The organism is Rhodohalobacter sp., from assembly GCF_034521535.1.
In the GTDB taxonomy this organism is placed as follows: Bacteria; Bacteroidota; Rhodothermia; order Balneolales; family Balneolaceae; genus Rhodohalobacter.
In genome coordinates this window covers 382,524-395,842 of sequence record NZ_JAXHMF010000005.1, presented here as the reverse complement: position 1 = coordinate 395,842, position 13,319 = coordinate 382,524, and the positions used below count along the sequence as shown (strand labels likewise).

At 44.0% G+C, this 13,319-nt stretch carries 10 protein-coding genes; 4 read left to right on the top strand and 6 right to left on the bottom strand.

Annotation, left to right across the window (positions count from 1 at the left end; genetic code table 11):
* Positions 1-215 precede the first annotated feature (215 nt).
* Entirely contained in the window at positions 216-1,070 is an 855-nt protein-coding gene (locus U5K35_RS08755) for a carboxypeptidase-like regulatory domain-containing protein (protein WP_322571078.1), read from the top strand.
* Positions 1,071-1,293: 223 nt separating this feature from the next.
* Here U5K35_RS08755 and U5K35_RS08750 read toward each other — a convergent pair whose 3' ends face one another.
* The 4 genes from U5K35_RS08750 to U5K35_RS08735 form a co-directional block, all read right to left on the bottom strand.
* The gene (locus U5K35_RS08750; RefSeq protein WP_322571077.1) at positions 1,294-1,845 is read right to left on the bottom strand and encodes a hypothetical protein; all 552 of its coding nucleotides are present in this window, start codon (positions 1,843-1,845) and stop codon (positions 1,294-1,296) included.
* Between the two features lie 245 nt (positions 1,846-2,090).
* Positions 2,091-2,303 (bottom strand): type II toxin-antitoxin system RelE/ParE family toxin, encoded by a 213-nt coding sequence (locus U5K35_RS08745; RefSeq protein ID WP_322571076.1) that lies wholly within the window; start codon positions 2,301-2,303, stop codon positions 2,091-2,093.
* A complete protein-coding gene (locus U5K35_RS08740; RefSeq protein ID WP_322571075.1) occupies positions 2,300-2,533 on the bottom strand; it encodes an addiction module protein in 234 nt (77 codons plus the stop codon). The genes U5K35_RS08745 and U5K35_RS08740 overlap by 4 nt, the downstream gene beginning before the upstream one ends.
* Positions 2,534-2,624: 91 nt before the next feature.
* Positions 2,625-2,912 carry a hypothetical protein gene (locus tag U5K35_RS08735; protein ID WP_322571074.1) on the bottom strand — a complete coding sequence of 96 codons (288 nt, stop codon included), beginning with the start codon at positions 2,910-2,912 and terminating at the stop codon, positions 2,625-2,627.
* A 610-nt stretch (positions 2,913-3,522) separates the two neighbouring features.
* On the opposite strand from U5K35_RS08735, the gene U5K35_RS08730 reads away from it, so the two are divergent.
* Positions 3,523-4,572 (top strand): 2,3-butanediol dehydrogenase, encoded by a 1,050-nt coding sequence (locus U5K35_RS08730; RefSeq protein WP_322571073.1) that lies wholly within the window; start codon positions 3,523-3,525, stop codon positions 4,570-4,572.
* A gap of 287 nt (positions 4,573-4,859) precedes the next feature.
* Here U5K35_RS08730 and priA read toward each other — a convergent pair whose 3' ends face one another.
* Both priA and U5K35_RS08720 read right to left on the bottom strand, forming a co-directional pair.
* Complete coding sequence (gene priA, locus U5K35_RS08725) at positions 4,860-7,286, bottom strand: replication restart helicase PriA (protein ID WP_322571072.1); 2,427 nt, start codon at positions 7,284-7,286, stop codon at positions 4,860-4,862.
* 441 nt (positions 7,287-7,727) lie between these two features.
* Positions 7,728-8,777 (bottom strand): serine protease, encoded by a 1,050-nt coding sequence (locus U5K35_RS08720; RefSeq protein WP_322571071.1) that lies wholly within the window; start codon positions 8,775-8,777, stop codon positions 7,728-7,730.
* Positions 8,778-9,085: 308 nt separating this feature from the next.
* Here U5K35_RS08720 and pulA point away from each other — a divergent pair, with 308 nt between their 5' ends.
* Both pulA and U5K35_RS08710 read left to right on the top strand, forming a co-directional pair.
* Positions 9,086-11,941, top strand: a complete 2,856-nt coding sequence (gene pulA, locus U5K35_RS08715) for a pullulanase-type alpha-1,6-glucosidase (protein ID WP_322571070.1) — start codon at positions 9,086-9,088, stop codon at positions 11,939-11,941.
* Between the two features lie 599 nt (positions 11,942-12,540).
* Positions 12,541-13,125 carry a DJ-1/PfpI family protein gene (locus U5K35_RS08710; protein WP_322571069.1) on the top strand — a complete coding sequence of 195 codons (585 nt, stop codon included), beginning with the start codon at positions 12,541-12,543 and terminating at the stop codon, positions 13,123-13,125.
* The last annotated feature ends 194 nt before the right edge of the window (positions 13,126-13,319 follow it).

The following is a 13,319-nucleotide window of genomic DNA, read 5'->3' as shown; positions in this document are numbered from 1 at the left end:
GGTTGTGTTTGATCGATTGAATAAAGCCTTTGACAGTTAACGACATTGCGCATAACCTGCGCACGGATTGCTGTTGAGTTAGCAACTAACGAAAGAGAAGCCTCAAAACCAAGAGTGACAGAGAATTGGCGAGGTGCGTCCGTGTTAATGCGCGGGTGAGGTACATTTCGTTAGGCAGTGCAACAGAAGTCATGATGTTCCGTAGTATTGGTATTATGAAAAAAGGAATCATGTTGATATTAAAAGTTCTGCTTATATCAGGTACTTGCTTAGGACAGAATTCTTTTTCTATACAAGGAAAGATAATTGATGCTGATACTAAAAAAGAAATAGCTTATGCGAATATTGGCATACCGGCAGAACATATTGGCACAGCCTCTCAAAAAGATGGTTCTTTTAAATTTGAGCTTTCAAATGAATTTAAGAATGAAACGTTACAAATTTCTGCTATTGGCTATCACACGAAAGAAGTTCCGGTTTCAAACCTTATAGAAACCAAAGACACAGTATTGAATTTATCTCCAAAGATTTATCAGATGGATCACGTTACAGTCACTGATAAGAAAGGAAAATCCAGATGGATTGGTAAAAAAGTGCGACCTTTAATCGGAAGTGCCTCGTATGGATTAAGAACACATCCGGAAAGATTAGGAGCGGCCTTTGCTTTTAGAGTAAGCTGGGAGGGTAATTTGCCGATAAAGATTCTTCATTCGAGAATGTTTTTAATGAGGGATAGAGACGATCCATTAAAAATTCGCTGCGGAATAGCCAAAGCAGATTCGTTAACCGGATTGCCCAGTAATGAATTTTACAACAGGCGAAATACTACTACTGCAGCAAAAGAGAAAGGATGGTTCACCTGTGATTTTGATGAAGAATATCTTTGGGTGGATGAAAAAGAATTTTTTGTTGTTTTTGAATGGCTTTCGGAACAAGATAAGCGGATTGTCCCCATGGTTGCTATCGATCCTTTTTTTAAATCAGATGCATATATTCGTCACCACTCATTTGATGAATGGAAAAAACCATTCGTCGATAATCTTATTTATAGTATCAAGATTGAATATTAATTCTGAAGTGCAAACTAACCGTTTGGCAAATAAGAGGCACCGCCTTTCGAAACGTAGTTAATAATATATAGCCCCAAATTCTACCGGACATTTTACAGAATAACTAGGGCGAAGTCCGGGTGATTTGCTTCTTTTGCGAAGTTTGTATGTTGAATGTAACAGATTAAAATTGTCAACCTGCTGATTCCCTCACATTACTTTTATTCAGCGTTCTTACAACCCGTTAATTTTTGTCGTTTACATACTGTTGCCAAACATCTAGATATAATTCTTTAAAAGGCACCCATGTATCTCTCTCGAATTTCGAATCATTTATCCTGACAATATTCATAGTTATCTGAAGATTTTTCAAGGCTGTGTCAAATTGACTTTTGGTACAGCTAACCTCCCGCATTGCTACCTTGCGAAGCGTTGTAGTATCCCATGGTTCTATAAGAATCTTACTGTACATATGCTGCGCAGGGCTATCCAAAGTTTGAATATCTTTATAGGCTTGGTGAAAATGATTATGAATCATATAATCCATATACATAAATACTGCAAAACCACCTTTGATTTTTCCATAGAATATTTCGTTTGGATACATAGCCGGAAGCTGAGTCTTCCATGTCCAGACAGCAGTCATCTTTTCGCCCCACCCTTTTTCCCCCGGTTGTTTTTCTGGAAGGTCAATATTTTCCCATAGAGACGTATGCTCAATCTTGTCACTTGAGAAGATCGTGCAAATCTTAACTTTTTTGATAAAGTGGTAAGCCTGTTCAATCGTCTCAATCATGGCATACACATCTTCATTTTATGGCACGGAATATATAACCCTCTACTGCGCATAACGGTTTGGTGTTTCTGCTGCGTGGCGATCAGTTTAATAGTTTAGCAAGAAACCTAAACAGGTCAGCAGGAAACACTTGTTATACCGTAATTTACTTTCTTGATTTCCAATATTCAGGTCTGCGGCTCAAATGCATCACAGCATTAATCGTGATCATTTCATTTGAGACATCATAAATAAGGCCGTAAGGCTCATCTTTTGTACGCGAAGCGAAATCTGTTTAACAAAATTCTGCGGTCCTCTTTAGTGATTAACGTACCGGTTTTCGGGTGAGAGAGTATCAGTGAAATAGCAGCTTCGACCTCATCAAGAAACTCTTCACCCAGCCCCTCAGACTTATCTTCATAATATTCGATTGAACTGGTTAACTCCTTGGCCGCTTCCGGATGATATTGGAAATTCACTTTTTAAGTATATTTCTGGCCGATTTGTGAACTTCTTCACCTGATATTGGTAATACTTTTCCTGACTTAATCTCTTCTTTTCTCCGGGATACTTCATCAATCCATGCCTGCTCGATGTCTGAGTCGACCTCCTCGTCCAAACTTTTGATAAGAAGTTTAGCCAGTTCTGCCCGACGCTTCTTATCCAACTCTAGGGCTGAATGCTCTATCTCTTTAAAATCAGTGATCATAACCTTGTCATTAGAGTTTATACGATAATCTATTGAAAAACGGACAAATCTGATAATTATTAATCAGCCAACGTCAAGCTATCAAGATTTATCACCAAAACTTCCAGTTTCCAATCTCATCGTTAAGCCAGACGATGAAATTATCACCGACAATCCAACCAAGTATCGAACACACACCCAGGAAGGTGAGAAAGAGGATATTGTTATACAAAACGATGACAGATCCTGAGCCGGTAAAAAAATAGAAAACCTGAACGAGGACAATTCCAAGAACGATAGCATACAAAGCATTTAGAAATCTTGATATTATTGAAGTCTCAGCAACCAGTGAGCTTTCATCAATGTTTATTTCTGAACGGTTCATTTTATTAGCGGCCATAGTTGTAGATGATTAAAATTGGCTTTTACGGTATAACATAAAGGATTGTATCGGAAGTGCTGGCAATATAGGCAAACGGAGCACTTGGGCAAAAGTCCGAGCACTTCGGATACAATCTTGTTGAGCTGAACCGCGTAGCGGAATCCTGCTATGGGACTTGTATAGAAGCCACCACACTTGCAGGAGTTGTGTATTGGCTGGTAAACCGTAAAAAAGGGCTCATGTAAAACGTTCTTTTGGGCGAATATCTGCTACGATTGAGCCAATAAGGATGAATGAAGAAGACAGATTGTCTCCTTTTTTCTGTACCGTGTAGTCGCAGACGCTCCTCGCCCATGTGGTTAGACAATAGTAAATAGGACTTTCCGCGTGCATATCACCTGGAATTTGCCGGAGACATGACAATCCTTCCTATGGTTTTGGGTCAGGAATGGATTCGATACGTCAGGAAATCGTAGATGAAATTGGAATAATAATGGTTTTCCAACTGTCCGGAAAAATATGCCTTATGCTTCTTTTACGGCAATAAGCGATGTTTTGTGTATTTTTTATAGTATTATAGATTCTGTGCATTATAAACTTAGGCTTTAATTAAAATATGAGGCAGACTATGAAAGCAGCACGATGGTATAAAGCGAAAGATATTAGGGTAGAAGATGTAGAAGAACCCAAGGCAACAGGCCATAATGTTAAGGTAAAAGTAAAAGCATGCGGAATATGCGGCAGTGATTTACACGAATTTATGGTGGGTCCAATTTTTATCCCTGTAGATGAGCCTCACCCCATTTCGGGCGAAAAGGCTCCAATAATTATGGGTCATGAATTCGCAGGTGAAGTTGTCGAAATAGGTGAAAAAGTAACCAAGCTTAAACCGGGCGACCGGGTGGCTATAGAGCCCATTTATGCCCCAAATAAAGATGGAGAATACACAGATCATCTTTATAATTTATCTCCAAAACTCGGCTTCCACGGTCTATCAGGCGGTGGAGGGGGCTTTTCGGAATATACCGTGGTTGGAGAGCACATGGCCCACAAAATGCCTGACGATCTCTCTTTTGAACAAGGTGCACTTGTTGAGCCAGCAGCTGTGGGCTTGCATGCTGTTCGCCAAAGCAATCTTAAAGCCGGAGATACCGCTGCTGTATTTGGAGCGGGTCCAATAGGATTAATGGTCATTGATGCTTTAAAAGCTGCAGGGGCATCCAAAATTTATGTGTCTGAAATCTCAGAAGCTCGTCTGAAAAAAGCTGAGCAGATGGGGGCTGTCGTAATAGATTCATCAAAATCAGATCCCGTTGAAAAAATTAACGAGATGACAGACGGTGGAGTGGATGTCTCGTTTGAGGTAACAGGTATCGAAAAAGTTCTTCAGCAAGGCATACATGCAACCCGTGCCGGCGGTGAAATTATCGTGGTAAGTATTTGGGAAGATAGTGCAGCCATCAATTTTAATGACATTGTGATCAAAGAGAAAACAATAAAAGGCATTATTGCATACAGGCATATTTATCCCGCGGTATTGGAACTGATGCGCGACGGTTATTTTAGCGGAGATGACATGATAACTGACCGGATTAAAATCGATGATGTTGTTGAGAAAGGCTTTGAAGTGCTTGTAAAAGATAAAAGTCAGGTAAAAATTATGGTTTCACCTGAATAAAGCAGACCTCCTAGTTTAATAATCCATTTGAAACAGCTCCCTAATCCGGGGCTGTTTTTTTATGTCTGAGAGATTGAAATCTTAACCCCCATAAAGATATTTCACTAAATCGGTTTTGTCTTTAGGACAGATAAGGAGGCGAAAACTCGCCCCATCTATTCACTTCTACCATATTGATATTAAGGACAAAATTTTTGAACAGGTGGTTTAATCTCTTTGACGCATTAATTTAACTCATTCTTCTTTTTTGAATCTCAGTTCTCATATCTCACGTCTCAAGTCTGCTTCTACTCCACCGCATCCACATCCACATTAATACGCACCGCGCCGGACCCCTTCGGTTTGATGGAATCATACTTTTTAAAGATTTCATCCAGGAGCTTCTCGATAGCTGAGGCGTTGTACTTGCGGTCCAGTTTGATATTGGCTTCCCAGCGGTGCTGGCCGTTCATCCACTCTATCACCGATGGCGACGGCCCCATCACCGGATTTTCACCGACCACCATTCGCATGGCATCGCAAAACTTATCAGCCACCGCCTGAACCTTGCTCCACGACTGACATTTAAACTGAAATACAATCATTCGGGAATATGGTGGAAACATCAACATCTCACGCTGTTGAAGTTCATACCGCGCAAAGGTTTTGAAATCGTGTGTGCGGGCGCATTTGATGGCCGGATGATCGGGTTTCCAGGTTTGAACGTAAACCACGCCCGGTTTTTCCGCACGGCCTGCACGTCCCGCAACCTGGCTCAGCAGCTGATACATTCGCTCTCCTGCCCGGAATGACGGAAAGGCCAGCTCTGTATCGGCGTTAATCACTCCAACTACCGTCACATTTGGAAAATCGAGGCCTTTGGCTACAATCTGCGTACCGATCAGAATATCAGCTTCGCCCGATAAAAACTGATCATATATTTTCTGATGTCCATGCTTGCCTGAGGTGGTATCCATATCCATCCGCAGCAAACGGGCGTCCGGAAAAATCTCCTGCACCTGCTCTTCCACCTGCTGTGTGCCGCTGCCCTTGGTCTTTAAATCCGTTGAACCGCACATTTCGCACCGGGTATCAGCGCGCCGGGAATAACCGCTGTAGTGATCCAGTAAAATATTTTTTCGCTTGTGATAGGTCAGGCTGGTCGAGCTCTCCGGACTCTCCGGGATATGTCCGCAATCTTCGCACTGCATGAAGGAGGCAAACCCGCGCCGGTTGTAAAGGAAAATAATCTGTTCATTCCGATCGAGAGCTTTTTGGGTTTCTTCGTATAGCTCCACCGTCAGCGGACCGCGCATGGCCGACTTGTACTCCTTCATATTCAGAATGCTCACTTCAGGCATGGTTCCGGTGGGACGCATGGGCAGATGCAGCAGCGTATGCTTCTCCTCTTTCACAGCCTGAACCGAAACCATTCCCGGCGTAGCCGATCCCAAAATGGTTACCGCTCCCTCCATGTGAGCTCTCATAATGGCCACATCACGGGCGTGATATCGCGGCGCCGGATCGTGCTGCTTGTAGGAGTTGTCGTGCTCCTCGTCCACTACAATCAGCCCCAGGTTTTCGACCGGTGCAAAAACCGCCGATCGCGGACCGATGGCAATTCGTTTCTCGCCGGATTTCAAACTCTGCCACGCCTCATACTTTTCGCGCTCATTCAAACGGCTGTGCAGCACGGCAATCTGATCCCCAAAAATCTGATAAAATCGCTTCACGGTTTGAGGCGTAAGCGCAATTTCCGGAACCAATACCAGTCCGCCCCTGCCCTGATCCAGCGCATGTTTCAGTGCGTGAATATAAACTTCCGTTTTCCCGGAACCTGTCACACCAAATAGCAGAAAACTCCTGAAGGATTTTGAATCCAGTGCTTCCCGAATCTGATCAAAAGCGTCCTCCTGCTCTCCCATCAGGCTGTTCAGTTGATCCGGTTCAAATACACCTTTGTAGATCTCCTCCCCTTTCACGGGCAGATCGACCGACTCAATCCATCCCTCCTTTTCAATTCGGTTCAGGGAGTAGGAGGTAAACAGCTCATTCATCTCCTGCAGCTCGCTGTTTGGCATTGGCAATTCAAGAGTCGTTAACTCTTTAAAAGCCTGAACCCATTTGGTCTCCCGTTCTTTTTCGGTCAACCCGTCCAAAACAGAATCCGGTTCAACTCCATCCTTAATCCGCCAGTGTTTGATCTTTTTGAAATCCACCTTTTGCCGCGGCTCTTCCCAAATTGTGATCCAGCCCTGCTTCAGTGCCTTTTTGAAAAAAGTTTTTCCCTTGCCGTCCCGCCATCTTTTTTCGGCATCTTTCAGGGTCATTGACTTCTCGTCGATCTCCTCTAGTATCGCAAGCTCTTCCTCAGTGATTTCGCCCTTGAAACCTTTTTTAACTCTTAGTCTTTTCTCAGATGAGAAATTCAATCCCACCGGAAGCGCGGCCTGAATCGCCTCACCCCAGCTGCAAAAGTAGAACCTGTGAATCCACTCCGTGAGTTTTAGCACGGTCTCATTCATGATCGGTTCCGAATCCAGAATACGCTCGATGGGACGCGTTTCAAATTCCGGCTTTTCGGAATGAACTCTCACTACCATCCCAATGGCAAATTCATTGCGCAGCGGCACCCAAACCCTCATGCCCGGCTTGATGGAATCATCGCGGGTTTCGTAGGTAAAAACCTGCCGAACGGCTGTCGGGAAAGCTATGTCTGCAAACTGTTTCTTCATCCGGTTCACAAACTATTGATTTCAGCCGAAAAGATTGAGAGAATTTTTAAATGATCTTCAACAGATAGCTACACGCGGTCAGATGAATTTGATTTATGGGAGCCTTGTTAATTAAAGTTTACTTCGTGATACTTTGAGTCTTTGTGTCCTCGTGGCAATAAACTGCAGCTCTTTGCCACGAAGCAATACGATGTAGCCTTACCACAGTATTTATGATTAAACTGAATGACATGAGTTAGGGATATGGAAGTGACGCCAAAAAGTCCCCCTTCGAAGGGGGAAGAGTCCCGACAGCTGTCGGGGCGAGGGGGATGACCTGATGGACTAAGATTTGGCTTGAAAATTCATCATTAACCTTGAATCTACTACTTTTCATCCCCCATTGCCCCCTTCATAAGGGGGACACTCTTTAGCAAATTCCATATCCCGAACTCACATTATTCAGTCTTTTGGAAGTCGGTAGCTTCGGTCCAGATTACGAAGTACGCTGCGGTTTCCACTCAAAAATTCACGAATTGTTTGTGTAGGTATGCTGTGCGTCAGACCGTAGTTCAGTGTTGAAATCTCACTTGCCATAATATCCCCACTATACTGCTGATAGGGTAAATCAAAATCGATCTGATCGATATCGGGAACAAGAAAATAGTCGCGATTGGCAACACCTGCATTAGCTATCCCAACCCAGTCGAACGACTTGAAATTATCTTTTGATGCAATAATGATCCCTCCACTGATTCCCCGATTAAAGAGTGCATCTGTTAGAAAACCGCCACTCTCGTTCCTGTTGGCTAGTGTAACAATTCCTCGAGTAACGGTTTGATAACCCCGGGGATATCCCATCACATACACCACACTGCCCGATTTCAGGTTTTCAGAATATCCCATCTCCATATTAATCGGAATCAAATCTTCTGCCACCTCATCAAAATTATTCAGGTCAATACTGATAAGTGCCAGATCATTTACCCGGTCTTCATCCTCTAAATTGTATAGCGCCAGCGTATTTTCAGTGAGCGCCATATTAACCTGACTCTGTTTTACAGCAATCGTACGGACATAAGTATTCGGTGCAATATTCTCTCCAACCCGATAACTATACACACGATCCGGAAATTCGACAGTATGAGCACAGGTAAGCAGGTAACCGCGGCTGCTTGTTTTTGCGACCACAATAGCCGTCCCGGCTGCACTTTCTTCTATCACTGTTTGATTGATTGCGATATCTGAAGGATTGAGTGAGTCAGCTTCTTCAGTTGTAATTTGCAAACGGTCGTCAATCAGAAAGACTCTATATCTCGCTGTTGAAGAGATTCGAACAAGGGACTGCTGAACCTTCTCAATCTGGCCTGAAATATCTGCAATCGGATATCCGGTTGTATAAAATGGGTCCGTCTCCGGAATTTCGTCAATCGAAATTTGATACGTTTGAGTACAACCGCTAATGATGCACAGCCCTCCAATAATAACTCCAATCCAATATGCTCGTATCAACGAATCCTCCTGTTTAAAAGATTGATATGAACCTCAGGTAAGTTTTTATAATCATGGAACCGACAATAACGTGCCTGAGGCTAAGCAACAGACTTCTTAAAGCGTAAAACTTTCTTTGATCAATCTACCTATATAGTTTACGATAAAACCATGATATTGTTATCAAATTAACACAACTTCACTGCTTTTTATGAATAGCATTGCCCTGTAAACCGCTGAGAGTCAATCGATCATTTCACTTCAGCAGCTTATATTCAATTCATATTTCTTTATTATTCTGCTGTGAATTAAAGAATAAAAAAAGAGCCATGAGATCATTCTATTTTCTGCTATTTATCATTACAGGGTTGATCCTTTCTTCCTGTACAACTTCGCAACAAACCACACAGCTCTCACCGGAACTTCCGGTTGAAGGTGCATCGGCTCACTGGGTATCTGCAGACCGGCTGATCTGGGATCCCGGCGTGGATGCTGAAACCTACGAACTGAGGTACAGTCTTGATGCAGATCTATCCATTCAGCGATTTGGCTCTCCATCAGGACAGTCCATAGAACTTTCGGAAGATGGCATGTTAACCGCTTACCAAGCCGATAAATTCCGCCATATTTCCGACAGACCAGTTTTTTCGGTGAATGGAGAGCGAAGCAAATATCAGGAAGCTCTTAAAGGACAACTTCTGGCCGTGGCCTACGATCTGAATGGCATTCCTGTTAAAGTTACCCGTGTTCAAACTCACGGAGTGATTGATGATCTCTACACCTACGATGGCCAACTCGGCCCGATCTATACCGATGATGGAATTACCTTAAAAATCTGGGCTCCGACTGCTCAAAATGTAACACTGTCTATCTTTGATGATTCTAAAAATGAGATCGATACCGTTGATCCGGTGGAATACCAATCGCAGAACGGAGTCTGGGTCTTTGAAGGCTCAGACGAATGGGATCGAAATTTCTATCGCCTGAATGTTACCGTTTTTCATCCTGAAAACAGCCAAATCAACACGTTTGAAGTCACCGATCCTTACTCGGTCAGTCTCTCCACAGACAGCCATTACAGCCAGTTTGTAAATTTAAGCGATGATGACCTGAAGCCGGCCGGCTGGGATCAGCTTCAAAAAGAGCTGCCGCACCCCACCGACATCACCCTCTATGAAGCTCATATGAGGGATTTCAGTATTATCGACGAATCCGTTCCGGAAGAGCATCGCGGCACCTACCTGGCTTTCACACATAATGGAGAAAACGGAAACGAACTTTCCAATGCGATGGCTCACCTGAAGAGGTTGAGTGAATCGGGACTGACTCATCTGCACCTGCTTCCCATCAACGATATCGCCTCCATCAAGGAGGATAAAGCCGATCGTGTAGATCTGGACGACCCGTTCAATCGAATTTGTGAAGTGATCGGAACCAATGAAAAATTGTCTGATGATTGTGAAAAATATGGCACAACTCCGATTCGGGAAGTTTTTGAAAGTCTGGCAGCGGATGACCCTACCACACTCGAAATTCAGCGTATCTATCGCAGTCCGGAGCACGGTAATAAATTAGCCGATTACGACGGTTTCAACTGGGGATACGATCCGTTTCACTTTAACGTGCCGGAAGGCAGCTATTCAACAAATCCGGAAGGTGTTCAGCGTATTCTGGAAACCCGGGAAATGGTTCAGGCACTTGATGAAATTGGGTTGAATACCGTAGTGGATGTAGTCTACAATCACACGCACGCAACCGGTTTATCCCGATTCTCAGTTCTTGATAAAGTCGTTCCCGACTACTATCACCGCCTGGATCCAAACTCCGGTGCTGTGGAAACGTCCACCTGCTGCTCCAATACCGCCGCGGAGTTCAATATGATGGAAAATCTCATCATCGACTCCGTGATTCTGTGGGCAAAAGAGTACAAAATTGACTCTTTTCGATTTGATTTGATGGGACACCATCCGCGCTATGTGATGGAGCGCCTGACTGAGGAACTGGCCAAACTTACACTCGAAGAAGACGGCGTTGACGGTGAGAATATCTACATCTATGGAGAAGGATGGAATTTCGGTGAAGTTGCCGACAATCGCATTTTTGATCAGGCCACTCAATTTATGATGGGCGGAACCGGAATCGGGAATTTTAACGACCGAAGCCGGGATGGAATTCGAGGCGGTAACTATACCAACAATCGCCGGGATCAGGGTTTTACCAACGGGCGATATCTCTTCCCGAATGAGGATGCGGGAGATTTAGATGAAGAGCTTGCCGTGCTGTTGGATCAAGGTGATCGAATCCGAGTTGGCATGACCGGAAACCTTGAAGATTACCCATATATCAATAGATTCGGAGAAACGGTTACCGGCGGCAATGAGATGATCGGTTATGCTGAACTTCCTCAGGAATCGGTCAACTACATCGACAAACACGACAATGAGACGCTTTGGGATAATACTCAATCCAAATTGCCACACGATCTGGAAATGGACGAACGTGTACGGGTGCACCTGCTAAGTCAGGCGATGATTAACTTCGGACAGGGAGTGCCGTTCCATCAGATGGGAACCGATATCCTGAGATCGAAGTCAATGGATCGAAACAGCTACGATTCCGGCGACTGGTACAATGCTATCGATTTCACCCTGGAAACCAACAACTGGGGAATCGGTCTGCCGCCCGGCTGGGATAATTCTGACCTCTGGGACGGACAGGAAGAATTTTTAACCAATCCGAATATCGATCTGCAAAAAGAGCATATGGAGCTTGCACATCAACTGTTCCGAGAGCAGTTGGAAATCCGGTACAGCTCTCCCCTTTTCAGATTGCAGACTGCTGAGGTAATTAACAAACGGGTAGGTTTCCACAATACAGGACCCGATCAGATTCCCGGCATTATTGCGATGAGCTATTCGGACGGTGTTTGTGCAGGTGAGGATCTGGATCCAAACCTGGATGGTGTTCTCGTCATTTTTAACAGCAGCCTGGATGAACAGTCAATCGATCTGAATCTCTCAGGAATGACGCTTCATCCAATGCAGAAATCAGGCTCCGACAATGTCGTTAAAAAGAGCCGGGTTGAAAACGGTACGTTCACCGTTCCCGGGTTAACCGCTGCTGTTTTTGTAAAAGAGCAGGATGGCGATCAGGGTGAGTTTGTCTGTAATCCTACTAACAAGTGATGAGAATATCTGCGTAAATCGGCGAATTAATCTGCGAAACTCTGCGAGAACCTTTATCCATTAGACGGTAATCACTTATGTTTTGCTATCACTTCCAAATTCAAACAGGAGGCTCCGATAGAGCCGTTTTTCTCTTGACTTGTAGCTTCCAATAAACAGGAAACTCCTATCGGAATTGGACAATCTTTTTTGAAATCCGTACAACGAATTTCAAAGAGCTAAACCCTTCGTGCACCTTCGAGCCATTGTGATTTCGTGGCGTTTTTCAATTCTAACTACAATTTAGATAAAGATTCATCTCAGCGAACCTCTGCGAAAACATCCGCGCAGCTCTGCGAGAAACTCATAAACCCATTTATGGGTTCAACACACGAGCGTAAAATTTATCCCAGCAAAACCATCTGTGCGAAGCTAAGAGAAATTATTGTTTGGCACCAGACGCTGTCAGATCCGGTGGGTGCTGACAGGTCTTTTTCGCCAATTTCATCCGTCTGACCGAAAAAGCAACGGTCTGACGGTAGATGTGCATAGAACGATCTCTTTTTCATTCAGGTTTTTATAGATGAACATATCAACTAAAATTAAAACAAGGAGAATTTATGGGAGCAAAGAAAATTTTAATGATTGTTGGGGATTATGGTGAAGACCTCGAAATTATGGTGCCGTTCCAGGCCCTTCAAATGGTTGGTCATACCGTACACGCTGTATGCCCGAATAAAAAGAAAGGAGAATCCTGCCCAACCGCGGTTCATGACTTTGTCGGAGATCAGACCTACAAAGAGCTGACCGGACACAATTTCAACCTGAACTACTCTTTTGATGATGTGAAAGTTGAAAAGTATGACGCATTGGTTCTGCCCGGTGGACGCGGACCTGAATATCTGAGACTCGATAACAATGTGATAGAAATGGTTCGCCATTTTGTAGAAGAAGACAAACCCATTGCGGCAATCTGCCATGGACTTCAAATACTGGCGGCCGTTGGCGGAATTGAAGGGAAAACCCTGACAGCCTATCCGGCTTGCGGCCCTGAGATGAAACTGGCCGGTGCAGATTACAAGGAAGTGGAACCCACAGAAGTTGTCAGAGATGGAAATTTGGTGACTACACCTGCGTGGCCCGGTCATCAGAAATGGCTGGCAGAATTCCTGGATGTATTGGGAACGAAGATTTCACACAACTAACGTCACTTTGGGATATGGAACTGACGCTAAAAAGTCCCCCTTCGACCTGTTTTCCAAAGCTTTAGCGAAGGGAGAAAGGGGGACACTCTATAGCAAATTCTTATCTCTAACTCACGTTAATTAAATAATGGTATCACTCGTGGCATGACTCATCTCGTGTCACGAGTTTTTTTTACTCTTCTACTATCTCAATG